The organism is Streptomyces sp. NPDC016459 (assembly GCF_040632845.1).
Taxonomy (GTDB): Bacteria; Actinomycetota; Actinomycetes; order Streptomycetales; family Streptomycetaceae; genus Streptomyces.
This window is the reverse complement of the sequence record NZ_JBEYCR010000029.1, coordinates 1-23712: the sequence shown is the minus strand read 5'-3', so window position 1 is coordinate 23712 and position 23712 is coordinate 1. Positions and strand designations below refer to the sequence as shown.

Here is a 23712-nt window from a genome sequence, read left to right as displayed (position 1 = left end):
ATGTGCCAGCACCGCCCGATTGACCATGATCACCACAGCCGGATCATGCCACCAGCCAGGCACGCTGCCTCAACCACTATCACGCACCAACTCGTTACCGAGCGCGTGGTCGCGCAGATTCTCGCCTCCGCCAGGCCGCGGTAGCCCGACCAGCAAGCAGCTTCGTGGTGGGACGGCCCAGCGTCTCCAGGGTCGTCCTGGCCGGTGCGGTCAGCTCCAGTACACGCCGTAGGGCTCGGCCGCTGGAGCCCCCGCAGATGTCGACGAGCGTGGTGCTCGTGTGCCGGCGACGTCCGTGCTGGGCCTTGTCCGTGTCGACCTGGCGCGGGGTCCTCGCGGTCCGCGTTCGGCCACCAGGTGGGCACGTCCATCTTCTTGAGCACTGACAGGTTCCACGCCTCGTGCACGATCAGCAGCGCGGCCGCGCGACTTCTCAGAACCATCTCGCAGAACGTGGCGGTTCTGAGAGGGGTTGTGCGACGGACGACCTGTGAGAACAGCGGCGGAACAAGTCCTGCCGGACCTCGCTCTTAACTGGTCGAGCGCGCAGCTGATCAGCATCCTCTAGGCGGTCGCGGCCGGCGGTGGTCGGTGGCCGCGACGCTGCAGTCCACGACGCGATTCACCGCACGCCGGCCGGAACTTCGCGTCGGTGAGGGCAGAGCCCGGCCGCCACGGTCGCGCTCGTACCCACGGGGCGGGGGCCGACGGAGCGGCAGCACACGGCACCATGTTGTCCATGAAGGATAAGCGAGCTGAGCAATTCGCTCGGTGTGCCGTGGTGTTGGCCGCAGCGTTGGACGGAGCAGGTGATGGCGGCTCGGTCGATCCCGGAGATCCCTTCGCCGTGCCTGCTTCGACAGGCGCGGATCTCTTCGCCCCGTCTCTGGCCGGCAGGGAAGGCATCTTCGATCAGGCGCTGTCCAACGGGCTGGCCGCGATCGTCGCCTTCGAGTGGCCGGGCGAGGAGGCGAAGCGTAACGGCCGTGTCCTGCCAGCCAGCGAACTGCTCAAGGTGATTGCAGGGCATGTGCCTGCAACGGACGGCATCGTCCTCATCCCTGACAAGCATCCCCTTCCGGAGGCGCCCCAGGCAGACGAGGGTTCCCTTTTCCAGCCCTCCCGCCTGTCACCACATACCCGGATCGATGTGGCCACGCTGCAGAGCGGAATCGATGCCAGCCAGAAGGCCCGGCACGGCCGTGGTGCCGGAACTCTCCAGCGCCGTCATATCGAAGCCCTGCTGGACCTTGACGGACACGAGAGCCTCGGGGTCATGGGGGAGGAACAGCAGGACCGGATTCAGCAGGCTGCTCAGCGAGAAGACGCAGCCTCCCAGAGGCGTGCTTTCGAATACCTCGAACGGATCGGCGAGGACGAAGCCGCACGGCGGGCTGACCAGGTGGTCAACCCCAACACCTACCACCCGAAGCACAACCCGGACGGACAGGATCTCGACACCTGCCCTGTCTGCGGACATGAAGCGCTCTGCGTGGAGGGCCTGGACCCGGTCTTCGGCCGGATCGGGTACGGACAGTGCCTGGTGTGCACCTACACGCGCACCCCCGACGCCGCGGAGGCCGAGGGATTTGCCGAGCACCTCGCGTGGATCATGAACCGGTGACGTCGCCAGTCCCGCTGCAGGTCACCCTTTCAGGCACGGCGATGTGTACCGGACCGTATGCAACCGGTACCGTCGCCGCATGCCTGGGGAGCACAGCACACATGACGCTGCACGCGGGGGAGTTGGCGCGGGCGCCGGCGTCACTCTGCCGGAGCAGGGCGGACCGCCGCTGACGGAGTTCCAGCTCTCGGTCGGCGAGCGCAAGATCCTCCAGTTCACGAAGAAGCCGCAGATCACGGCGGTCGCCGAACTGGTGTGGAACGCGCTGGACGCCAACGCCACCGAGGTCGATGTCGAACTGCGCCGTTCCAGCCTGACGGCGATCACCGACGTGATCGTGACCGACAACGGTCACGGCATGACGCCCAAGCGAGCGCGAGCAGCCTTCCAGGCTTTCGGAATCCGGCCTGGTCGCCGCCGCGCCTGCCCGAGCGCTCCCCGGCGTCCTGACGCGGGCTTGCCCACGTGCTCGTACGGCACGGAAGAGGGGTTGCACCGGAAGAGGGCTCCACAGGTGGCTGCACGGTTGTTTCCAGCGGGGGACCGGAGGCACTGCCGGAGGTACTGGCCCCCCAAATCGGACACCCCTCGTTTCTGCAGGTCACCCCAGCTGGGCAAGCCGGTTTCGTACGCCGGCACCTCTAATTCGAAGAGGGACTGCTCTGGCGCGACCTCCCGACCGCTGGATGACGGCGCCCGGGCCGGGGCCGCCGGCGTCCGAAGCGCAGCAACGAGCGCGGACTCGGCGCCGTACGGGTGCGGCTGGGCGCCGTCGAGCTTGCGCTGTGAGAGCGGGTGGGAAGGCAGGCGCTGCTGCTGAGCGCCCGGCGTTTCTGTGGCGGCAGCAAACCGGGCTGCGCCTCAGACTGCGGTCGGTCGTTCACCGGTGATGAGCGGGAGGCCGGTTCCTGCCGGATGCTCCGTGAGCGGGTCGGCTTTCGGCCCTGGCCAGGGTGGCGGGGCGCAGGGTACCGGGGCCGTAGCGGGCGCGGGCGCGGTCGGTGACCGTTTCGATCGCCAGAGCGCGGTCGTCGCCGGGGTCGAGGGTGAGCTGCTGGGTGGCTGCGGTCGCGGGGCGGAGGTCTTGCGCGCGCAGGCTGATGACGCGGACGCGGGCTCGCTGCAGGCCGAGGAGTGTGTAGAGCTCGTGCGCGCTGGAGGCGATCGGCCCGGTGTGGGCGGTCGCTTCGGCGAGGGTGCGGGTGCGGGTGGTGGTGCTGCGGTCGGCGTACCGGACGGAGAGAGCCAGGCCGCTCGCGGCCTGTCGTTGGTCGCGGAGGCGGGCGGCGACATCCTCGGCGAGGGAAAGCAGGGCTCGACGGTGTTCGGCCGGGTCCAGGACATCGTGCTCGAAGGTCCGCTCCGCGCTCAGTGACTTCGCGATCGGCTGGGTCTGGACGGTGCGCGGGTCCTGGCCGTGGGCGTGGGCGTGCAGGGCGCGGCCGGCAGCGGCGCCGAAGAGCCGTACGAGGGTTGGCACGGGGGTGTCGGCGATGTCGCCGGCGGTGTGCAGGCCGTAGGTGCGCAGCTTTCCCGCGGTCGCCGGACCGACACCGTAGAGCGATGCCACTGGGCGCGGCCGCAGCCACCGCTCGATGTCCTCCGCGCCGATGACGGTGGTCTGGCCGGGCGGGGTGACGGCGGCCGCCATCGTCGCGAGCATCCGGTTGGGGGCGACGGCGCACGTTGTCTGCACGCCGTGCAGGGCCAGTGTCCGCAGCCGCAGGAGCGCGGCGAGTTCCGCGGGGGTGCGCTGCCAGTAGCGCAGTGCCCCGGTGATGTCGAGGTGCGCGGCGTCCGGCGCGAGCGCCTGGACGCGCGGGGTGATGTCTTCGGCGAGGGCCAGGAGCTGCGCGTACAGGTCGGCGTCGGTGGGGTGGGGGAGGTGGAAGTGGGCGTGGAGAATGCGGCGCTGGTTCATGGTGTTCACCCGGGGCTTCCGGGGCTGGTGTAGCCGAGGCTCTTGAGGTCGGCGGCGCGGCTGCCGGCGGGCTGGAGGTCGGCGTACGGGTGCAGGCGCGCGCCGGTGGTGCCGTTGGCCAGGGTCCGCGCGGGAGTGCTGCTCTGCGCGGGGGTGGGGGCGAGCTGGTCCTGGCCGAGGAGGGTGAGGACGGCTTCGGGTCCGTGGTCGCGGCGGGCGGCGGCGAGTTCTTCGAGGTCCCACACCGTCTGTCCGACGACGGTTCGGCGTGGGCCGCGGGCTTCGACGGTGCCGCGGACCAGGAGGAGCGCGGAGTGGAAGACGGTGTGGGCGACGGCGTCGTGGCTGTCTTCGAAGAACGCGATGTCGACGAGCCCGCACCCGTCCTCCAGGGTCACGAAGATGACCCGCTTGCCCGACGGAATCGGCGGGGTCTGCGTGGACGCGCGCACCCCGGCGACGAGGACCTTCTGCCCGGGATACATGGTCTTTCGGTGGGCGGCGTCGGTGGCGCCGATCTCGCGCAGCAGCCGGTGGTGGTGGGTCATCAGGTGCTGGGACACGTCGATGGACAGCACGCTGATCTCCGCGTTCAGCGCTTCGCGGCTGGTCATCTCCGGCAGGCCCGAGGAAGCGGCGGTGACGAGTTCTTCGCCGAGGGGGAGCTGGCCGTCGGCGGGGCGGGCGCGGGTGTGGGCGTGGAGCTCGGCGGCTTGGAGGAGGAGGTCGCGGCGGGTGAGCGGGCCGCGCAGTGCGTCGAGCGCGCCGATCTGGATGAGTCGTTCGGCGATCGGGAGGGCGGGGCGGGCACGCTGCCAGAAGTCTTGGAGGCCGTTGTAGGGCTGGCCGGCCGCGATCCGGGCGACCTGGTCCTCGCTGATTCCCTTCACCGACGACAGCGACAGCCGCACACCCCACACCCCCGCGCCGGTCTCCTCGATGCGGTAGTCGGCGGCGGAGCGGTTGATGTCGACCTGGAGGACGGGGACGTTGTGGCGGCGGGCGTCGGAGACGATGACCCGGGCGGGCCACATGCCCGGGTCGTGCTCCAGCAGGCCTGCGTACAGGGCGGCCGGGTGGTGGGCCTTGAGCCAGGCGGACTGCAGGGCGGGGACAGCGAAGGCGACGGCGTGCGCGCGGCAGAACCCGTATGCGCCGAAGCCCTTGATGATCTCCCACACCTCATCCAGGACCGCTGGCGCGTATCCGCGGCCAGCGGCCTCCCGCTTGAACCAGCCCTCCACCAGCGGCAGGCGCTCCTTGTCCGCGAGCGCGCGCCGGGCAACCTCGGCGAGCGCCCGGTCGCAGCCGGTCAGGACTGCGAACATGTCGATGATCTGCTCGTGCCAGATCGTCACGCCGTACGTCGAGGCCAGCACCGGCACCAAGTCCGGATGCGGGTAGAGGGGGGGCGCCGTGGCGGGCGGCGATGTAGAGGGCGGGCATGCCACCCCTGACCGGACCCGGCCGGAACAACGAGATGTCGGCGACGACGTCCTGAACGTCGCGGGGCTGGAGCCGGCCGACGAGGTCCTGCTGGCCCGGGGACTCCAGCTGGAACATCCCCACCGTGTCGGACGCCCTGATCAGGTCGAAGGCGCCCGGGTCGCCGAGGGGAACGTGGTCAGGGTTGTCGAGGTCGATCTGCCGGCCGGTCGTCCGCTGGACCTCCTTCACGGCGTGGGCCATCGCGGACTGCATCCGCACCCCGAGCACGTCGAGCTTGAGCAGCCCGAGGTCCTCGACGTCCTCCTTGTCGGCCTGGACCATCGGGTATCCACCCGGGGTCGGCTGCACCGGCAGCCGGTCCAGCAGCGCCGCGTTCGACAGGATTACCCCGCACGCGTGCATCGCGATCCCCCGCGGCAACGCGTCCAGGCCTTCGGCCAGCTCCCACAGCGGCCCGAACGAACCGGCCTCTGAGGCGAGTTGCTTCAGCTCGGGCAACTCGGCGAGCGCGCTGCGGATGTCGCAGGCCCGGATGTGCGGGAACGACTTCGCGACCCGGTCGATCACCTGCGGCGCGATCCCCAGCGCAAGCCCGGTGTCACGCAGCGCGTGCCGGGCCCGGTAGGTCTCGGGCATGCCCGTCACGGCGACCCGGTCGGTGCCGAAGCGCTCGATGATTCGGTCGTAGACCTCCAGCCGGCGCGCGGACTCCACGTCGACGTCGATGTCCGGTAGCGAGCGGCGACGCACCGACAGGAACCGCTCGAAGAGCAGGTCGTGGTCGAGCGGGTTCGCCGTCGCCACGAACAGGCTGTGGTTGACCATCGAGCCGGCTCCCGAGCCACGGGCCGCGACCCGGATGCCCATCGCGCGGACGTCCGCGACGACCTGAGCGACGGCCAGGAAGTACGCCTCGTACTCCAGCTGCCCGATCACCCCGAGCTCGTACTCCAGCTGCCCGACCGCCCGCCGGTCCCGGTCCAGACCCCGCGCGAACATGCCCGTCTCGCACCGCTGGCGCAGCAGCCGCATCGCTCCGCCCGGCCCCGGATCGGCGCCGACGACCTCGGGCTCGGGGAAGTGCGGCTGCCCCAGACCCAGATCAGCGACCGGATCGAGCACGCACTCCTCCCCAGCCCGTACGGTCTCGGCGAGCAGTGCGGCCGCGCGGCCCGGACCGCCGCCGGACGCCTCCGCGATCCGCTCCGCGGCGGCGCGCATGGCGGCCGGGTCCTTCAGCCAGCGCTCGCCGCAGTCCAACCGGCGCCGGTCGATCGGCCGCAGCAGCCGGCCCGCATCCAGCACATCGGCGACCCGGTGCTGCGCCTGATCGGCGTACCGGACCGCGTTCGTCAGCACCGTGGCCACCCCGAGCTCGTCGCCGAGACCGAGCGTGCGGGCGGCAAGCCGCATCGAGCCCGGCCCCGTACCGGGCACACCCCAGCACACCGTCTCCAGCCGCAGGTTCACGCCGGCCACCTCACGCCACGGCGCGATCAGTCGCTCGGCGAGGTCCGGCCGCCCAGCCGACAGGGCGCGCACCGGCTCCGAGACCGGCCCCAGCAGCACCAGCAGGCCCTCATCCGCGTACTGCCCGAGCGTCTCCCAGGACACCACCGGCGGCCCGCCCGCCGCACCGGCATGCGCAGCCGACACCAGACGGCACAGCCGCGCCCACCCCACGGCGCTCCGCGCGAGCAGCGTCACCCGCAGCGGCGGCTCCACCACGTGCGCGCCGCCGCGCACCGGAGTGCGGGGCCGGGCTGTGGGACGGGCCGGGGCGTAGGGGGCGACTGCGACGTCGACGCCGAAGACGGGACGGACGCCGGCGGCCGTGGCCGCCTTCGCGAACCGCACGGCGCCGGTCACGGTGTCGCGGTCGGTCAGCGCAAGTGTCCCGATACCGCGTTCCACGGCCCGGCCTACCAGGTCGTGAGTGTGGGAGGCGCCGTAGCGGGCGGAGTAGCCGCTGGCGACATGGAGGTGGACGCCCCTGTGCATGGCACACCTCCTACGAACGCACAGTTTCAGCCGTTATGGCCGGAACTCCTTCCTTCAAGGTATCGAACGAAAATCGAACAGCGCGAATCGGTTACTCCAAAGTAGGGATGCGATCACGGGTGTGACTGAGCGCTGCACTTGGCCCCTGATCGTTCACCTAGCCCGGTCCGGCAGCGGCGAGGTGGGCGTCCACGGCGACGACGCCGGCGACGCCTTGGCAGAGGCCCACGACCACCGGGACGAGACGCGGTTCCGGGACGTGACCGCGCAGGGTGATGACCCCGTCCCGGACCTCGACTGCGACGGTGCCCTCGTCCAGGCCGAGGATGCGCCCCAGGACGTCCTGCTCCACCTCGCCGCGGATCTCGGCGTCGGAGCGGACGAAGGCGTCGAGCAGATCGCTACGGCTGACGATGCCGGTGAGGAGCCCGTCGTCGCCGACCACCAGCAGCTGCTTGACGTGCCGACTGCGGAGTTCCCGAGCGGCCCGGGGGATCGTCCAGTCGGCGCGGGCGGTGAAGACGGGGCTGCTCATGAGCGCGCCAGCGGTCCGAGCCCGGGCCTTGCCCCAGGCGCCCTCGTCGCTCCCGTCCTGCCCCTGCGGATCAGGCATCCCGGTCTCGTGCCGCAGCACGTCGGACGCGGACACGACGCCGACGAGGGCGCCGTCGTCGTCGACGACCGGGGCCGCGACGATGTCGTTCGCATCCAGCAAGCCGACGACGTCCTCGACCGATGTGTCGGGGCGGAGGGTGATGACATCCCCGGTCATCACGTCACCGACCGTGCGGCGGTGAAGCATGGCGTCGGCCTCCTCCGTTTGGCGACGGGCGGCCGCGGTTGGACCACCCCGGGCGGACGACGTGCGGCGCTCCAGCCTCCGAGGCCCTTCCGGCTCGTCAACGCGTCTTCCTTACCCATGACAGCACCCCACCGCTCAAGCGACCAGTGACGTTTGACCTGGCGAGGAGGGCAGCGGCCCCACGGCCAGAGTGCCTCCGAGCGCGCGGTAGGTGTTGGCACATCGACGCCATGTCCGCGTCCGTCTGGAGTTGAGCGTTGTAGTTGGCCGAGCGGGCCAAGTTGGGCGCTCGGTCACAGGCACAGTTTGCGAATGGACGCCATAGCATGCGAACGCCACGAGCTGATCACTCTGTGCGTTCAAGATGATCGCGGTCTGGCCGCTCCACGTCGGCCGGCTGCGCGTCGTCATGGGTTGTTGACGCCTCGTCAGTTACATTGCTGAAATCCGGTCGATCTTTCGTGATATCGGGCATGCTGAGTCTGCTGATCGACTAGGACAACTGTGGAGTGAGCATGTCGAATATTCCGGCTGATCTGCGGTATACCGAGTCGCATGAGTGGGTGCGGTCGGAGTCGGACGGCACGTTGGCGGTCGGGCTCACCGATCACGCTCAGCAGGCGCTTGGCGACGCGGTGTTCGTGGAGCTGCCGGAGGTCGGCAAACCCGTCGCGGCTGACGATGTCGTCGGTGCCGTCGAGGCGGTCACGGCCCAGTCGGACATCCACGCGCCGGTCGGCGGCGAGGTGATCGCCGTGAACGAGGAGCTGTCCTCCAAACCGCATCTCATCAACACGGGGTACTGGCCCCACGAGGCGTGGATCTTCAAGATCAGGCCGTCGGATAGTTCCGAACTCGATCATCTCCTCGACGCTGCCGGCTACAAGGCGGCCATCGGCGAGTGAACTGCGCCACCACAATGCCTCGGGCCGGGTTCGGCTGTCACTCGGACGGGTGGGACCTGTCCCGCTGCGGTCGGTGAGGCGGCTGGGGGTGGCCTCGTTGGCGCATGAGTACGCGGGCCAGGCCGGTGATCCGGTCGGATGGGTGCGATCTTGATGCGCTGATCAGCCCGTTCACGGGTGACGAGACTCTTCGCGGGCAGCTTGTGCTGGGCGGGTCCTGGCCGCGTCGGTGGTCGACGACCTGCTGCTCGAAGGCGGTGAAGTCGTCTGGCCGGTGCGGCACCTGGAGTCGGTGCCGGTGTTGGACTCGCGGCCGGTTCGCCGGTTCACCTGGCGGGCCCGACAGCGGCACCGCCCTGGTCTGCAGTTCATGGTGTCGACCGGCCGACACCACGGATTCGAGTCGCTGGAGGAGCAACGGCTTCTTCTGGCGCTGGACTTTCTCACTGTGGTGGAGGTGCTGCCGCAGCCGTTCCGTCTGGACTTCGAGCACAGGGGCGGGGCGGCCTCCATCCAGCGCGATGCCGCCGGATCCCCTCCTTCGCGCCGAGCCAACCCACCAGCGGCGCTCGCCTCGATCAACCCGACGTTCACACCGGGCACGCCATGCCCCTGCTCACCCCCGACATCGCCGCCGTCCAGCAAGAACTGCTCGACCTGCTGAAGACCACTGGCCCCACCGAGGCCCAGAGATACTTACGACCTGAACCTCCTGGCCACCCTCGTCTCCGCCGCCTGGCCGTGTCGCCGGACTCACGGCGCAGACCGGACTGCTCGACGCCTTCAGCACTCACCACGACGCGCAAAACAGACTTGCCAAGAGCCGTGAGCCGCAGATCAAGGGGCCGCCCCGGCTCGACCCGTCTTGGCGAACTATCCCGCAATCCGCGCCGGCAGCAGCAGCGCTACTGGCCATGGCTCGTCAATGTCTGCGTCTGTCCACCCGCGACATCAGAGAACGGCTTATCGAGCTGACGGACCGCGCCCCAGGCCGTGACCACCGGCGCTGGCACGGCACCTGGGACATGCCCGTGCTCGGGAGCTGCTCAGCACCGCTTCAACTCCAGAACGCCTTTCCCAGGCGGGTCACCCAGCCGTCCAGCCAGCGACAGGGCCGCCGTCACGGTCAGTGACCGAATCACCCGCCCAGCTCGCAAGTCCGGTCCGCCAACACTCGCGGGCAGCTGACGTCGCTCCCGCCGGGTAGGGAACGGGTTGATGATCGGACCGGTATCCGCGTCCAGGTGGAAGTCGTAGAACGACCGCAACACGGTCTCGCAGTGCGCCCTCGTCGTCGCGAACATCGGGCCCGGCCCCGCCCGCCCCGTCACCATGTTCGGCACCCCAGCTGAAGAACCGACCGCGGGCCGCGCCTTGGCGCCAGCTGTCCGGCCGCGCCAATGTGCCCTCACAGGCTTCGGCGCGATGGCCATCCAGCGGGCGAAGTCCCGCGCCTCCAGCCGGGTGGCCCGATGCCACTCCACCCCTACAGCATGCAGAAACCGCCACCACCGCAGCAGATCCATCCCGTACGAGCGGATCGTCGACGGCGGCCGCGAACACGCTTGCAACTCCGCGAAGAACGCGGACACCGGTTCCACCACCACCCCGCCAGCGTCCAGCAGCACGTACGGCTGGGCCGGATTCGCCACCTCCACCAAGGCACCAGTCTGGGGCAGCACGAAGCTGATCAGATCCCGAGAGGAACCACCCGTCTCAAGCATGATCGGAAGCTAGCAGAAACAGCATTTGACCTGCGCTTATTCAAAATCTAGTTCAGTCAACACCACCCTGCCCGTGGGCCTCTACACAGCCACGGACAGCCACACGATTCACTTCCACCAGCTCCAGCGCGGCACCTCAGACCGCATCCGCAACAAGCGGGTCAACGAACGGACAGGCGACGAGGTTCAGCTGGACGACATCGTCAAGGGCTACGAGATCGGCGACGAGTACGTGCTGGTGGAGCCGAAGGAACTGGATGAGATCGCGCCGGGCCGCTCCCGTTCGCTGGAGATCGCAGGGTTCGTCGACCTGGCGGAGGTGGACCCGATCTTCTTCGACAAGACCTATTACTTGGGACCGCGGGGCGCCGAGTACAGCAAGGTCTACAGCTTCCTTGAGCAGGCCCTCGCGAAGACCGGCAACGAGTCTTATCTATACCTGTCAAGTAGTACGGCTGGTCGTAGGCGTGGAGTCTATGTAGGCATGTAAGGCACATTTCTCGCCGCTCCAGCGGCTCCATGGATTGCGACGCCGAAACTGGTGTGTCAGGGGAATGACCTGGCTGCCGCTCGACGGCGGCGTGCTCTGTGTGACTGCGGCCGCGCCGCTGGTCGCCTACGCCGGAGCCCGACCTTGCGGTCCTGCTGGCGGCCTCCACGCTCCGGGGCTTCGACACCGTTGCGGCGAGCCACTTTCGTGGCCGTGTCAAAACGTTCATCGTCTTCGGGCAGAGCGGTGCCACGGTGCTGGAGGCGAGCGCTCCCGCCGTTGATCCGTGGCTTGACGGCCCGATGATTGCCGGGGCGCATCGCCGCGCGCTTCGGCTTCCGATCGTGGGCGATGTTTCGTCAACGTGCTCCGTAAGGACCACCCGGCAGGGATCTTGCCAACCCTGACGCTCCTGTGACTTTCTGGAGTCAACTGAAAACCGCTTGTAGTCAGTGGTCGGTGAACGGTGAAGGGAAAATCATGAGCACTGCCCCCACGGCAGCCACGGGTGACGAGCACTTCGACCCTACGATCACCACCGTCGCGGGGACCGGGGTCGCGGGGCCGCCCAAAGGGGAGACTGAGCGTGCTTTTTCGGCTCAGTTGAACGGTCCGCTCGGGCTCGCGGTGGACAGCGCCGGCACCGTTTACGTCGCCGACTCCGGCAACCATCAGGTCCGGAAGATCACGACTGACGGAAAGATCAGTACGGTCGCGGGGACCGGGGTCGCGGGACCCGGGGGAGACGGCGGCCTCGCCGTTTCGGCCCAGTTGAGCAGCCCGCGCGCGATGGCGGTAGACAGCGCGGGTGACCTCTACATCGCCGATGCCGGCAACAACATGATCCGGAAGGTCACCATGGCCGACGGGAAGATCAGCAGGGTCGCCGGCACGGGCGCCGCGGCCTTCGGAGGTGACGGCGACCTCGCCACCGCCGCCCGGTTGAACTACCCGGCGGGAGTAGCGCTGGACAGTGCGGACGACCTCTACATCGCCGACTACGCCAACCACCGGGTCCGGAAAATCACCATGGCCGACGGGAAGATCAGCACGGTCGCCGGCACGAGCACCCCGACCTTCGGCGCCGACGGCGTCCCGGCAATCTCGGCCCCGTTGAACCACCCGATGGGAGTAGCGGTGGACAGTGCGGACGACCTCTACATCGCCGACCACAACAACCACCGGGTCCGGAAGATCACGTGGGCCGATGGGAAGATCAGCACGGTCGCCGGCACGGGCACCCCGACCTTCGGCAAGGATGGCGTCCTGGCAACCTCGGCCCCGTTGTACGCCCCCATGGCGGTGGTGGTGGACAGCACCGACACCCTCTACATCGCGGACTGCTACAACCACCGGGTCCGGAAGGTGACGGCCGACAAGAAGATCAGCACGGTCGCCGGAACGGGCGCCGGAACCTTCGGCGCTGACGGCGTCCCGGCAATCTCGGCCCCGTTGAACAACCCGTACGGGCTCGCCGTGGACTGCGTCGACACCCTCTACATCGCTGACCACGCCAACCACCGGGTCCGGAGGGTCGCTTCGGCGAGGATGGCCGGGCTGCCCGATTCGGGCACGGTGGCTTCCTGGGCCAACGTCCGCAGCAAGTTGCGGATGGGGGTCGTACGTGAGTCGACCAAGGACGGGGCCGAGGTACACCAGACCCTCGCCGCCTCCCGGGATCACCAGCAGTGGCGGCTGATCGCGGCGGGCCATGACGACGGCGACATTCTGTACAGGATCGAGAACGTGCGCAGCGGCAAGGTGCTGGAGGTCGTCGGAGCGGGAACGGCGGAGGGGGCGGTGGTGGGGCAGCGTGCCCACGAGGGTGCTGACGCGCGCCACCAGCAGTGGAAGCTGATCCCGGTGGGCTCGGTGACCGACAGCCCGCGGGTGTTCGAGATCGCGAACCGGAACAGCGGTCTGCTTCTGTACGTCGACACCAATGCCCGCACCGTGATCAGGCAGCACGGCTCGCAGGGCGACCAACGCAACCGGCAGTGGCAGTTGCTCCCCGTGTGACACACGCGTGGGTCAGGGGCCGCGTCGCCCCTGACCCACGTAAAGCCGGGCCCTACTCGGATTCGGAACGGGGGGGCTCCTCGAAGCGGGGGGGTTTCTCGGCGCTCGTCTGGGGGGGCTTGCCGGGCTTCTCGGCCTTGGGTGCTTCGGGAGGTTTGGGGGCTTTGGTGTACTCGCTCTTGGTCGGCTTGCTCTCCAGGTCCGGGTTCTTCTGAAGGCCCTCGTGCTTCTCCACCGTCTCACGCGCCTTTCGCATGCCGTCCTCCGCCGCCGTGGACACCGAGCCGGGATCTTGGGCGTAATCGGCCTGCTTAACGGCCGATTGCTGGGTGGTCTGGATGAAGGAGCCGAGGAAGCCCAGCATGGCCCGTGCTTCGGGTGACTGCTCGCGTACGACCTTCGCCTGGAAGGAAGCCCCGTGGATGGCGTTGTTGAACAGGCTCGTGCTGGTGTCGTCGTATGCGTCGGCTTCGACGTCCTCGAAGTCTTCGACACCCGCCGCCGGTCGGGGCTTGGCTTTGCTGGTGTTTACCGAGAAGAGCCCGGCGCTGTCGCCCGCAGCGCCGAAAATGTTTTTGAACACCATGGTCGTCACCCTTTGTCGTCGTCGTGTGCCCGGTCAGGGCTGCTTGTACAAGGCTCGCGGGTCGTCGATCAGGTCCTCGCCGTCGAACATCGTGTGGTGGACGTCCAGGGAAGAGACGACCTCGGCCAGCCCCTTCATACGGAAGCCGCCGCCGGCCAGGTCGATGTCACCGATGTCGCGGGCGACCAGCTTGTCGAGACCGGGATAGCCGCCGGACTGCGGGGGAGACAGCACCGCCACCGGCACGGCGTACATCACCGCGATCAACCCGGAGAAGGTCACCGGGATCTCGTAGCAGTACTGCTTGAGACAACGCCGCTGCGTGGCGAGAGTCTCCACGCGGGAACCCGGCGAGACCTCGCCGGAGATCTGCGATTTCGAGGCCCAGCTGGTGTTCAGGGAGCCGCCGACGGAGCCCGAGATGCCCAGCAGCAACGAGGCGTTGAGCGCCGCGCTGCCGGTGGCGCTGCCCGTGGTCGTGAACGCCACCGAGTTCGTCACCCCGTTCGTAGCGGAGTTCGTCGCAGCGTTCCTCACACCCGTCTCGGTGGCGTTGGCGTTGTCCACCCCCACGCTGTCCTTGCTGTTCTTGTTCGTCACCGTGTTGGCGTTCTTGTTCGCCATGTCGTTCTGCAGCTGCATCTGGAGCTGCGTCTGCAGGTCCATCTTGAGCTGGTTCTGCAGCTGGAGCTGGAGCTGCGCGGTGACGCTGCCACCGAAGGTGAGTTTGGCCTCCCCCGAAAGCGACCAGGTGACCCCGTTCGACACCGTGAAATCGACCGAGTCGGTGAACGTCATGGGGGAAGTCTGGCTGCGGTTGACGTAGGTGCGGCAGGAGAACGTGTCGGGCGGGGGCTGGCTGATGTCGCACCGCTCCTCGATCAGCGGCTCCCCGAGGTTCATGTACGCGAGCCAGCCACGCTCGAACGCGGTCCCGGGAAAGGTGCCGAAGCTCGACTTGTTCACGGAGAACCCGACGGGCTTGTGCCGCACACCGTAGCTGTCGACGTAGACCAGATTGGGGTGGTCCAGGATGGACTCCCAAATCTCCGCGATGTTGAGCTCCCGCAGGTTCTTCTTCGTCAGCGGCTGGCGCTTGGCCCGCCCCAGGATGTACGCGTTGGAAGACATTCCCCGCCCTCGACTAATCTGGCCGAAATTCCACTTAATGAAACGCAAACAAGAATCTGCCTGCTCAGAAAAGCGAAGCTAACATGCGCTTCGCCGCCCGGGAAGACATCTCCGCACTATGCGCTCAATCGAGTGATAAACACTCGAAAGCCTCCTCAACTTTCCTATTTCATGGGTAGCTTGGGGCTCGTCGATAACTCGACTGATGACTTCCCGAATCAACTCTCCTACGGATTTCACAGCTGCGACTGTTGCGCGGGTGGGGTATTCGTGTCAGTCAACCCAGCCTTTCTGTGCGGAAATGCCGCGCGACAGGCCACTGCAATGAGCGTCCGATGCGTTTTCAATAATTAGAACAGGTGAGGTTTCCGCGATGTACACCCAGGAACGCACGGCGATGTCGAATCTGGTGGTCGGCGGCCCGGTGGCGGTGAACAGCTACGACAACGCGATCGTGGCCGCGCTGGTCGAGAACCGGCCGGTCATGCTCGTCCACGCCTTCAACGGCGGCTACCTGCGACCCGCAGAGCTGAAGGAGGACGACCACAAGAACGGTGTCAAGCTGTCCACCGCGCCCGACCCGGCCACCAAGGAGGCCAAGGGCCACCTCTGGTACATCACCCCCGCCGGCTTCTTCGGGCAGCGACCGCTGTACTTCATCGAGAGTGCCGCGGGCCAGGTCACGCCCAAACCCGCCGCCGCAGGCGATGCCGACGCCGGGCGCGGCGACGACGGCGTGCCCAAGCCGCAGCGCAGGCGCATCACCGTCCACCAGAAGGCTCCCGAAAGCACGGCCGACACCGTTCAGGTCGGCCTGCCTGACAAGGTGGACGCCCTGTGGCGCGGAAGGAATGGCGCGCCCGAGGACACCCAGCTCTGGATCGTCACGGTGACGCCGTGGGGCGGGATCACGTTCGTGCCGATCACCCACCCCGACGCCATCCTCGGGTTCAAGGACTACGCGGTGGGGGCCGACAGCGAAGTGCGGCTCACCTACAACTGGGGCGGGGACTTCACCGGGACGGTCATCAACACCTTCTACCCACGGCTGCCCAACGAGTGGAGCGTCCCCTACCACCACGTCTTCACGTGATCGGCCACCACCGCCGCAGCACACCCCTCCCGAGCCCACGCCCGCACCGCCTGGAAGAGGCACCACGATGCCCGTGCCCATCGAAGAACTAAGGCTGGAGATCGTCAACGCCGCCACCGGCAAGACCCTCGGCGCCAAGGCCGTGCCGGGCGCGGACGGGGCGCTCGTCGTCCGCGACTTCCCCGCGGGCGGTCCGAGCCCGGAGCAGTGGCAGTTCACCCCCGTTAAGCCCGCGCAGGACGGCCAGGCGTATGTGATCCGCAACGCGGTCAGCGGCAAGGTGCTCGACAATCCCGCCGCTGCGGACCGCGGCGTCCGCCAGTGGGACGCCGCCGCCGGCAAGAAGGCCCAGCAGTGGCACGTCGTCCCCGTCGAAGGCGAAGCGGGCCTCTACTTCATCGAGGACGCCACCGACGGCGCCGTGCTCGACCTCGCCGCCCCCGCAACGGACGACACACGGGTCGTTCTGCGCGAGTACGACGACAGCGCGGAGAGCCAACGTTGGCGGTTCGTCCCGGCCCAGCCCGAACGCACCAGCGACCCCGTACTGCGCTACGCACCTCTGAGCCACTGGAACGGCCGCCGCTCCTGGCGGCTTGCCCGCTCGGCCGCGCTGCGCCCGGCGCCCAGCGCGGCGCCCTCCTTCAGCGACACGCTGCTGGTCCTCAAGCAATTCGGGACCGACCAGGACGCCGGGGGGTGGAAGAGTGTGGGACCCGGCCGCTCACCCGGCGGGCAATTGGGCCGGTGGGCCGGGCTCGGTGACCGGTTCCTCGCCGACACCACGGGAGCGCGCGCAGCGGACATCGTGGGGCTCAAACCCGCGAAGGGAGCTGTGACGTCGTCGAGTCGAGGTGACGGCACGTTCGATGACGCCGAGCGCGTCCTGCACCAGCCCGCGCCCTCCGCGAGCCCGAAGGATCTGTGGACCCTCGCGGACATGACGGGCGTCGGCAGGCCCGACGCCGTCGTGCTTGCTGCCGACGGTGTCCGGGTGTCCCCGCAGGACAAGGACGGGAGGTTCGCGCCCGCGGGCGGCGAGCCGGTCCTCAAGGCGTTCGGACACGGCCAGCAGGCCGGCGGGTGGCTCGCCGACAAGCATCCCCGCTTCCTCGCCGACACCACCAGCAGCGGCAGGCTCGACATCGTCGGCTTCCACGACGACGGGTTCTGGGTGTCCCTCCAGGACGAGGAAGGAAAGTTCGCGCCGATCGCCGACGAAGCCGTCCTGCGAGCATTCGGCCACAACGAGGCAGCGGGTGGCTGGCGGGCTGACAAACATCCCCGCTTCCTCGTGGACACCACCAGCAGCGGCAGGCTCGACATCGTCGGCTTCCACGACGACGGCGTCTGGGTATCGCTCCAGGACGAGGCGGGCACGTTCGCCGACCCCCTGTACGTTCTTGACGATTTCGGGGTCGGCCAAGGGTGGAGCTCGGCCGCGGAGCACCCCCGGTTCCTGGTCGCTACCACCGATGGTGGAGCGGTGGACATCGTCGGGTTCGGCCCGCAGGGTGTCGTCGTCGCACGTGGGCGCGGCGACGGCACGTTCGAGCCCTCCGAACTCGTCCTGAACGACTTCGGGCACGCCCAGGGGTGGGCGAGCGGCAAGCACCTCCGGCTCCTCGCCGACGTCACCGGCGACGGCAACCCCGACATCATCGGCTTCGGCGACGAGGGAGTATGGGTGTCCCACAGCCTCGGTGACGGCCAGTTCGAGCAGGCCCAGCTCGTGTGCCGCGGCTTCGGGTACAACGAGGACGCAGGCGCCTGGCGGGTCGACCACCACCCCCGCTTCCTCGCCGACATCACCGGCGACGGACGCGTCGACATCATCGGCTTCGGCGGCCCAGGCGTCTACGTGGCCCGCAACCTCTACCGCCGCTTCAGGACCCGCTGACCCCCGGAGAACCCCACAGCCCCGTCTGGCTTCGTAGGTGAGACCTGACTCCAACGGTAGGTCAGTTCTGACTCCACTGGGCGATCTTGGATCTGGTTCCTGTAGGCGAGACCTGACTCCAGGGCGGCTGGGGTGGGGCCTTCCTCGGAGCCGTGATGGTGGCAGTCCTCCGTCACGCGTCAAGGTCGTTCGACCACAGGCTCCGCCTGCGGGCGCTCCACCTTGACCCGCTCCTCCGGCCGGCGATTCGGCACCTATCGAGGGAAGTCCCTTGGCGCTCGCCAGCCAGGTGGAGCCGACTCTCACCGACACGGGTTGTCGACGGGCGTGAGTGGAGTCGGAACTGACCTACCGCTGGAGTCAGGTCTCACCGATAAAGCCACCGCCGTCGACCCGTACATCGACCGCCAGGTCCTCGCGCAGCAGACCGCCCGGCAGGAGGAACAGCGCCGCGCCCTGGCCTCCTTCGTCCGGGGCTGGGGCGCGGCGGGCGGGACGTCGTCCTAGCCCTGTGACGGGGCCTGGGCGGCCTGGGCGAAGTGCATGACGATTCCCTTCGCCCCGGCGGCGACTTCGTCGATGAGCTCGTAGCCGCGGGGGTCGTTGGGGTGGTTGCGGACCCAGATCATGGCGTAGCTGATGATCTGGTTGATGTCGCTGGGACGCAGGAAGATGGCGTCGCCGGGGTGGAGCCGCTCGGGGGCCTTGTGCTGCCACAGCCGGTAGTACCGGCCTTCGACATCGTTGAAGCCGAGATGCCGGTCACCGTGCGGGTTGATCAGGTGGGTGGTGAAGGGCAGATCGTTCGGGCCCGGCTGCCAGGGCTGTTCCTGCTGGCTCAACGCGTCCTCCGTCGGCGTTAGATGATCACGACGCACCCGAGTCTGGCAGCGCCGGGGCCAGCCTCGCAGGGCTTCCCGCCCAGTCCAGGACCACCGGCTGCAACACCGGCCCTCGCCACTGCAACACGGGCAGTGCAACACGGGCGTGCGTTTCACCCCTGACCTGCGGTGATGCCCCGGAGAGGGCTGGTGGCGCCCGTGCTACCCCTCGTGTTGCAGGCCCGTGCCGCGTCCGGACAGGGCAGCTGGCCAGGGACAGCGCGAGACCCCGGGAATCAGCCATGACATCCCAGGGTCTCTGTGCACTTCACTTGACCGTCAGTTCAACGACCACCCGCAGCCGGTGTCACGCCCAGTCCACGCCCAGCGACGCGAGGGCGGTGAGCTGATCGGCGGTGAGCTTGTCACGCCTCGCACGAATGTTCGAAATCCATACGCCCAGCTTCACGTGCGATGTGTCGGCTTCATGGCGGTGAGGTCATGGCAGTGGCGGTTGGTCAGGAGCGGCATGTTCTTGCAGGTCTCTGGTCTATGACGATGGTTGGTCGCTGACACGAGGCGGTGCTTTGTGTTCTGGTGGCTGGCATGACGCGGTACATCCCCAGGCGGCTCACTGTCATGTAGGCGGCACATCACAGTGGATGTTGGGGCACCCAGAGCCTGAGCGCCTGTTCCTAGAGTCGATGCGGCGTTTGGCCAGGTCAGGAATCGAGCGGGGCTGAGATCAGTGGCTGTGGAGGAGCCGGAACAGCGGGGCGAGGGGCAACAGTGGGCCGACTTGCCAGGGTGAGCAGGCCGAACACGATGTACGAGTTTGTGTGGACAGTTCAAGTTGATCTTCCTTCGGCTTGCCGCTCGGGGCATTGGCGGTGTTGGTGCGGGCCCGAGAAGCCGCGCGCATAGAGTGAGCTCTTCGACGGAGTGGCAGGGGGTGGTGGAGGCCGTGGAAATCACCGTCCAGTGGATACGGACGTCCTGGACGAAACAGTCCCGTGGAGGAGAGGCCGCCGCCCGTAGGAACGCGGCCCCGGTCGGCTTCACTGTCCCGTATGTGACGCCCTCGTTTGCCCACGTGGTTCGCATGCATGAGCGAGACGGCTTCGAGCCCCATGGCGTCGAGGAAGACCTGCGCAAGGTCGACGTCCAGCTTCGCGAAGCCGACGGCTGGTTGCGCGTCCTTCCCCGAGTGCAGCCTCTGTTCGCCATACCACCTCGGCCGCGACGGCCCCCAGCCGTGCGCCTTGCCGCCGGCCAGTGGGTCCGCTGGCAGCTCAACTACCGTTTCAGCAGCGCGGCAGGAGTGCGGGACTGGTCGTACTGGCTGGACACCTTCAACATCGCCTACGGCCCGGTGGGTGCCGACGTGTTCTTTTCGGAGCCCACTGTCCACGTTGACGAGCGAGGACCGCTCCGGTAGCTCCGCCATGGGTTGATCACGCACTGGAGCCGTCCTCCTCCGCTTCCGCGTTAACCGGCTGGCTTAGGTCGGCCAGGAGTCTTTTCGATGCGTTCGCTCGTGCAGCAGTGGCGTTCGACCCCGGCGGTCCCAGCCGCGTTCGGCCGCGTTGCGGGCGAGGGCCAGCTCGACCTCGCGCCATGCCCGCAGTCGTGGCGCGTATTCGGGCGTGGTGACGAACTTCGCGCAGGTCAGGTAGAGGTCGCATTCGCAGGAGCCTTCGGCGGGAAGCCGCAGGCAACGGCCGAGTTCGAGTTCGGTCTTGAAGAAGTTCGTCTTGAGCCAGTCGACCGACGCATCCGGCAGCGTGCCGCTGCGCAGTTCGTCGGCGGCAGGGCCGGGGCTGCTGTCCGTGAGCAGGTCCTTCTCCTTCGCTGGCAGGTCCGGGGGTGTGGCGAACCCGCCCCCCGGGCCGTTGTCGGTGCCGTGTTGTTCAATTGGCCGCATGGACGCCTCCGCACTGCGCGCCCGTCTGAACGCCGCCTGGCACGCGCCCGAATTGCACTGTCCGCTGCCCGCTCATGGGGCAGGGCATGTCTGTGTGCCTAGTGACGCGGAGGATCTGGCCGAGCTGGAGCTCGTCGCTGCGGACGTGGTCGACGGAGCGGGTCTGCCCGTACGTGCGTGGGTCGTCGGGGGTAGGGCGGCGGGGGTGCCCGACGGTCCGCCGGTGGGCGGGGACGGCGGGCTTCCCATCGGTGGGGTGGGCGGGCTGCTGGAGCTGCGCGGGTGGGTGCTGGCAGAGCACTGGTTCGGATACGGGGTGACGGCCACCGCCGACGGCCCGCCCCGTGTCGCGATCCTCGCCCGGCGCGCGTTCACCCGCCCGCCCGGTGGCGGGTGGGTGAAGTTGCTGCGGGAGGCCACCGGGTGGACGGAGCCCGATCGGCGCGGCGTCGACTGGCCCGCGACGGAGGCCGCGCTGGGCACCGCGCTGCCCGGTGACTACAAGGACATTGTCGACGCCTTCGGCGCGGGCAGCTTCGACGAGTACCTGGGCCTGCTGGTGCCGGGTGCGCTGGGCACGGATCTGGTCTCCTGGGGCCGGGACATGGCACGGTACGCCGACCTGTACCGGCCATACCCGGTCCACCCCGCGCCCGGCGGCGTGCTCATATGGGGGACCTCCGAGCAAGAGCTGACTTTCCACTGGCTGACCGGACCGGCCGATCCCGACGACTGGCCGGTTCTGGTGCAGTACGTGGACGGTGAGTGGCAGCGCTTCGACTGCGGCACCGGCGAGTTCGTACTGCGCCTGCTCACCGATCGCACCCCGCCGTTCGCCTTCCCGCCCTCCGCCGGACCGTTCCCCCACTGGTTCGCTTCATCGGAGCTGCCGGAGCACTGAGCCCTGCCGAAAGGCCCGCCAGGCCCTGTGGGACCACCGGCGGATAGGGGCTTTCCGCCGTCTCGCGGGGGAGCGGGTTGGTGCGGTTTTTGTGCGGCGATTGGCGCGCGCTGTGCACGCGTTTGGTACGCGTCATGCCCATTCGATGCCGAGCTCGGCGAGTGCGTTGAGCTGTTCCTGGGTGAGTTTGTCGCGGCGTTGTTTCTGGTTGGCGTACCAGATCCCCAGGGCCAGATCGTGCTCCTGGCCGTCGATGAAGATCTTCTCTCGGTGGGTCCGCTTCACCGTGGGCTCTCCCTCTCGGGCGACGTACTGGGCGAGGGCGGTCAGGCCGCGTTGGAATGCCTGCTGTGCCTTGTTCGGGCCCTTCGCCGTATGCGCCGCCGCCGGCGCGGGAGACGGAGCCTGGTCGGGTTGTACGCCCAACCCGGACAGCCGCCGCTGCTGCTCCTCGGAGAGCTGCTTCCAGGTGCCCGGCTGGGTTTGCCGCGTGAGCCATCGTCCGATGTCGTCGCCCTCGAACAGCACCCCGGGCTGGATGTCGGGCAGTACTCCACCGTCCTCGTCGGCGGCGAGGTCGGAGAGGACGCGGTGGTGGCGTTGCCAGTCGAGTGGCCAGGGGCAGTTCCAGTCCTCGTCGATCTCCGCGAGCTGCGCGGCCCGGGTCTCCGCGCGCTGCGGGTCTTTGCCGAGGCCGTTTTTGCGGCGGAGGTTGGCCAGGTGCTGCCCGACCGGCACCAGGCCTTCTCCCTCGCTTTCACCCCACACCGCGTCTTGTCGGGGTGCGAGGTGTCCGGTGGCGCGCCGGTAGGAGCGGAGTGCGGCGAGTTTGTTCTCCCATGCTTCGTCGCCGGGTTCCCACACCATCCCGGCTTCGTCGAGGAGGGTTTTGCGGTGGGGGTCGAGTTCACCGGCCCGCAGCGCTTTTCGCTGTTGGTGGACCCATCGCCCCAGCGGGAACGCCTTCGTCACGCCGACCTCGGTCTCGGTGTCATAGGGGACGGCATACAGGCCAGTGATCCCGTGTTCGGTGCGCCAGCGGATGAGGGCTTGGTAGCCCTCGAGCCAGACGAGGGACTGGGGCCGGATGACGCGGCAGCGTGTGAGAGCGGCGATGTCGGCGGCGTCGCGGGGGGAGGCGAAGTTGACCACGACCGAGGTGACCCGGTCGGCCTCCTGCTGCGTCTGGCTGGTCTCCTCGGGCATGTCCCCGTTCTCCGGGCCGGCCGCGCCAGCGGGGTGGATGTGGAGGCGTCGGCGTTCGGTCCCGCGGGTCAGGGCGCGGGAGGCGAGCTGGTCGACCATGCGCTCGGAGTGCGACCGCAGGGCTTGGAGGATGTCGACCAGGGGCTGGTAGCTGGCCGAGGCGACCATGTCCTTCGGGTCCTCGCCGGGCTGCAGGAAGACGGGGATGATGATCCGTGCGGTCTTGGTCGTGCCGTCGGGGTTGGGGCGCAGGGCGCGTCCGATGTTCTGGACGATGTCGACCTGGGAGCTGCGCGACCCGACGATGCAGACCGCTTCCACTCCGCGTAGTCCGGTGATGTCGACTCCGACTCCGAGGGCGCGTACGGAGGAGAGGAACGCCCGGTGTACGCGTCGGTTCTGGGCGTTAATGCCGTTGGCGAACCGGCGGATCACCTCACGCCGGTGGGCGATGGGGTGGTCTCCGCACAGCCAGTCCGCCCACACCCGCTCCGCAGGCACGTGACGGCCTTCCTCGAGCTCGTACAGCTCGGCGTCGATCGACGACGCGGGCAGCTCCTCCGCACCTACCAGCGCCGCCGCGGAGGCCTCGGCGGCATACAGCTCGGCGGCGGTGCGTGGCATCTGTTCGGCGAACGCCGCGGCTTCCTCGACCCGCTGGTGGAACACCATGGTGGTGTGCAGATTCTGCTGCGCCGCGTGCTCCAGCAGTGCAGCCTGGAGCAGGGCCATGCGCCGGCCGCGCAGCGCGTCCTCGGACAGGCCGAGGGTCGGGTCGGGGTCGCGGATCTCCAGCACGTCGATCTCGAACCCGGCGAGGATCGAGCGTTCCACTGCCTCCGCCAGCCCAAGATCGAAAATCCGGGTGCCGTACGTGCGGGAGTCGTCCTCCATCGAGGCGATCATCACCGCCCGCCCGTCCCGGCCCCGCTGCGGCCTGGGCGCGGCGAGGATCCGCGGGGTCGCGGTCAGGTAGAGCCGGAAGTCGACAGGGATCCGGCTGTTGTCGTGGATCGCCGCCCACGGCCGGCCCATGTCCCCAGCGGTCATGTGCCCCTCGTCCAGAATGGCCAGGTCGAAAGGGGCCATCCGCTGCCCGTACAGCCGCTCCCCACCCGCCTGATGGTCTGCACGAGGTTGTCAGCGGTGAGTCGTCACCTGGATGTCAGCGGTGTAGCCCGGGTGGCCTGCTAGTTCTTACTGTCGGGTGGTGAC

The 23712-nt window shown here is 68.6% G+C and carries 18 protein-coding genes and 2 pseudogenes; 11 read left to right on the top strand and 9 right to left on the bottom strand.

Going from position 1 to position 23712, the window contains the following annotated elements; translation table 11 throughout:
• The first annotated feature begins 739 nt into the window (after nucleotides 1–739).
• Nucleotides 740–1624 carry a hypothetical protein gene (locus ABZ567_RS31755; protein WP_360796762.1) on the top strand — a complete coding sequence of 295 codons (885 nt, stop codon included), beginning with the start codon at nucleotides 740–742 and terminating at the stop codon, nucleotides 1622–1624.
• A gap of 79 nt (nucleotides 1625–1703) precedes the next feature.
• Nucleotides 1704–2444, top strand: coding sequence for an ATP-binding protein (locus ABZ567_RS31750; RefSeq protein ID WP_360796760.1), 741 nt, complete (start codon nucleotides 1704–1706; stop codon nucleotides 2442–2444).
• Nucleotides 2445–2504: 60 nt separating this feature from the next.
• Here the strand turns inward: ABZ567_RS31750 and ABZ567_RS31745 are convergent, their stop codons facing one another.
• The 3 genes and pseudogenes from ABZ567_RS31745 to ABZ567_RS31735 all read right to left on the bottom strand — a co-directional run bounded on the left by ABZ567_RS31745 (nucleotide 2505) and on the right by ABZ567_RS31735 (nucleotide 7797).
• A complete protein-coding gene (locus ABZ567_RS31745) occupies nucleotides 2505–3545 on the bottom strand; it encodes a hypothetical protein (RefSeq protein WP_360796757.1) in 1041 nt (346 codons plus the stop codon).
• A 5-nt stretch (nucleotides 3546–3550) separates the two neighbouring features.
• Nucleotides 3551–6995, bottom strand: a pseudogene (dnaE, locus tag ABZ567_RS31740) (DNA polymerase III subunit alpha).
• Nucleotides 6996–7152: 157 nt separating this feature from the next.
• A complete protein-coding gene (locus ABZ567_RS31735; protein ID WP_360796754.1) occupies nucleotides 7153–7797 on the bottom strand; it encodes a CBS domain-containing protein in 645 nt (214 codons plus the stop codon).
• A 515-nt stretch (nucleotides 7798–8312) separates the two neighbouring features.
• Between ABZ567_RS31735 and gcvH the strand changes: the two genes are divergently transcribed.
• Both gcvH and ABZ567_RS31725 read left to right on the top strand, forming a co-directional pair.
• A complete protein-coding gene (gene gcvH, locus ABZ567_RS31730) occupies nucleotides 8313–8702 on the top strand; it encodes a glycine cleavage system protein GcvH (RefSeq protein WP_356661151.1) in 390 nt (129 codons plus the stop codon).
• A 229-nt stretch (nucleotides 8703–8931) separates the two neighbouring features.
• Nucleotides 8932–9366, top strand: a complete 435-nt coding sequence (locus ABZ567_RS31725) for a hypothetical protein (RefSeq protein ID WP_360796751.1) — start codon at nucleotides 8932–8934, stop codon at nucleotides 9364–9366.
• A 382-nt stretch (nucleotides 9367–9748) separates the two neighbouring features.
• Here ABZ567_RS31725 and ABZ567_RS31720 read toward each other — a convergent pair whose 3' ends face one another.
• Nucleotides 9749–10426, bottom strand: a complete 678-nt coding sequence (locus ABZ567_RS31720) for a site-specific integrase (RefSeq protein WP_356661155.1) — start codon at nucleotides 10424–10426, stop codon at nucleotides 9749–9751.
• Nucleotides 10427–10451: 25 nt separating this feature from the next.
• Here ABZ567_RS31720 and ABZ567_RS31715 point away from each other — a divergent pair.
• Nucleotides 10452–10844 (top strand): annotated as a pseudogene (locus tag ABZ567_RS31715) (Ku protein); the annotation flags it as partial.
• 552 nt (nucleotides 10845–11396) lie between these two features.
• On the top strand, nucleotides 11397–12935 hold the full coding sequence (locus ABZ567_RS31710) for an RICIN domain-containing protein (protein ID WP_360796747.1): 1539 nt from the start codon (nucleotides 11397–11399) through the stop codon (nucleotides 12933–12935).
• A gap of 52 nt (nucleotides 12936–12987) precedes the next feature.
• Here ABZ567_RS31710 and ABZ567_RS31705 read toward each other — a convergent pair whose 3' ends face one another.
• Both ABZ567_RS31705 and ABZ567_RS31700 read right to left on the bottom strand, forming a co-directional pair.
• A complete protein-coding gene (locus tag ABZ567_RS31705) occupies nucleotides 12988–13521 on the bottom strand; it encodes a hypothetical protein (RefSeq protein WP_360796744.1) in 534 nt (177 codons plus the stop codon).
• A gap of 33 nt (nucleotides 13522–13554) precedes the next feature.
• Nucleotides 13555–14652 (bottom strand): hypothetical protein, encoded by a 1098-nt coding sequence (locus ABZ567_RS31700; RefSeq protein WP_360796741.1) that lies wholly within the window; start codon nucleotides 14650–14652, stop codon nucleotides 13555–13557.
• 373 nt (nucleotides 14653–15025) lie between these two features.
• Between ABZ567_RS31700 and ABZ567_RS31695 the strand changes: the two genes are divergently transcribed.
• The 3 genes from ABZ567_RS31695 (at nucleotide 15026) to ABZ567_RS31685 (ending at nucleotide 18152) form a co-directional block, all read left to right on the top strand.
• Complete coding sequence (locus ABZ567_RS31695) at nucleotides 15026–15745, top strand: hypothetical protein (protein WP_356661164.1); 720 nt, start codon at nucleotides 15026–15028, stop codon at nucleotides 15743–15745.
• 67 nt (nucleotides 15746–15812) lie between these two features.
• Nucleotides 15813–17645 (top strand): RICIN domain-containing protein, encoded by a 1833-nt coding sequence (locus ABZ567_RS31690; RefSeq protein WP_360796738.1) that lies wholly within the window; start codon nucleotides 15813–15815, stop codon nucleotides 17643–17645.
• Between the two features lie 327 nt (nucleotides 17646–17972).
• A complete protein-coding gene (locus ABZ567_RS31685; protein ID WP_360796735.1) occupies nucleotides 17973–18152 on the top strand; it encodes a hypothetical protein in 180 nt (59 codons plus the stop codon).
• On the opposite strand, the gene ABZ567_RS31680 is transcribed toward ABZ567_RS31685, so the two are convergent.
• Nucleotides 18149–18487, bottom strand: coding sequence for a hypothetical protein (locus tag ABZ567_RS31680; protein ID WP_360796732.1), 339 nt, complete (start codon nucleotides 18485–18487; stop codon nucleotides 18149–18151). The genes ABZ567_RS31685 and ABZ567_RS31680 overlap by 4 nt on opposite strands.
• A gap of 943 nt (nucleotides 18488–19430) precedes the next feature.
• On the opposite strand from ABZ567_RS31680, the gene ABZ567_RS31675 reads away from it, so the two are divergent.
• Entirely contained in the window at nucleotides 19431–19904 is a 474-nt protein-coding gene (locus ABZ567_RS31675; RefSeq protein ID WP_360796729.1) for a hypothetical protein, read from the top strand.
• A 63-nt stretch (nucleotides 19905–19967) separates the two neighbouring features.
• Here ABZ567_RS31675 and ABZ567_RS31670 read toward each other — a convergent pair whose 3' ends face one another.
• Complete coding sequence (locus ABZ567_RS31670) at nucleotides 19968–20390, bottom strand: hypothetical protein (protein WP_360796726.1); 423 nt, start codon at nucleotides 20388–20390, stop codon at nucleotides 19968–19970.
• Between ABZ567_RS31670 and ABZ567_RS31665 the strand changes: the two genes are divergently transcribed.
• Nucleotides 20389–21291, top strand: a complete 903-nt coding sequence (locus tag ABZ567_RS31665; RefSeq protein WP_360796723.1) for a hypothetical protein — start codon at nucleotides 20389–20391, stop codon at nucleotides 21289–21291. The two genes, ABZ567_RS31670 and ABZ567_RS31665, sit on opposite strands and share 2 nt — an antisense overlap.
• Nucleotides 21292–21423: 132 nt before the next feature.
• Here ABZ567_RS31665 and ABZ567_RS31660 read toward each other — a convergent pair whose 3' ends face one another.
• Nucleotides 21424–23586: a Helicase associated domain protein gene (locus ABZ567_RS31660; protein ID WP_360796721.1), complete on the bottom strand. Its 2163-nt coding sequence runs from the start codon at nucleotides 23584–23586 to the stop codon at nucleotides 21424–21426.
• Nucleotides 23587–23712: the final 126 nt, after the last annotated feature.

Bases quoted from the DNA above. Each gene is read 5' to 3' on its own strand.
- ABZ567_RS31720 (WP_356661155.1), bottom strand. From the start codon at position 10,426: ATGCTTGAGACGGGTGGTTCCTCTCGGGATCTGATCAGCTTCGTGCTG.
- ABZ567_RS31750 (WP_360796760.1), top strand. From the start codon at position 1,704: ATGCCTGGGGAGCACAGCACACATGACGCTGCACGCGGGGGAGTTGGC.
- gcvH (WP_356661151.1), top strand. From the start codon at position 8,313: ATGTCGAATATTCCGGCTGATCTGCGGTATACCGAGTCGCATGAGTGG.
- ABZ567_RS31695 (WP_356661164.1), top strand. From the start codon at position 15,026: ATGTACACCCAGGAACGCACGGCGATGTCGAATCTGGTGGTCGGCGGC.
- ABZ567_RS31660 (WP_360796721.1), bottom strand. From the start codon at position 23,586: ATGGCCCCTTTCGACCTGGCCATTCTGGACGAGGGGCACATGACCGCT.
- ABZ567_RS31705 (WP_360796744.1), bottom strand. From the start codon at position 13,521: ATGGTGTTCAAAAACATTTTCGGCGCTGCGGGCGACAGCGCCGGGCTC.
- ABZ567_RS31690 (WP_360796738.1), top strand. From the start codon at position 15,813: ATGCCCGTGCCCATCGAAGAACTAAGGCTGGAGATCGTCAACGCCGCC.
- ABZ567_RS31665 (WP_360796723.1), top strand. From the start codon at position 20,389: ATGGACGCCTCCGCACTGCGCGCCCGTCTGAACGCCGCCTGGCACGCG.
- ABZ567_RS31755 (WP_360796762.1), top strand. From the start codon at position 740: ATGAAGGATAAGCGAGCTGAGCAATTCGCTCGGTGTGCCGTGGTGTTG.
- ABZ567_RS31745 (WP_360796757.1), bottom strand. From the start codon at position 3,545: ATGAACCAGCGCCGCATTCTCCACGCCCACTTCCACCTCCCCCACCCC.
- ABZ567_RS31735 (WP_360796754.1), bottom strand. From the start codon at position 7,797: ATGCTTCACCGCCGCACGGTCGGTGACGTGATGACCGGGGATGTCATC.
- ABZ567_RS31700 (WP_360796741.1), bottom strand. From the start codon at position 14,652: ATGTCTTCCAACGCGTACATCCTGGGGCGGGCCAAGCGCCAGCCGCTG.
- ABZ567_RS31710 (WP_360796747.1), top strand. From the start codon at position 11,397: ATGAGCACTGCCCCCACGGCAGCCACGGGTGACGAGCACTTCGACCCT.
- ABZ567_RS31670 (WP_360796726.1), bottom strand. From the start codon at position 20,390: ATGCGGCCAATTGAACAACACGGCACCGACAACGGCCCGGGGGGCGGG.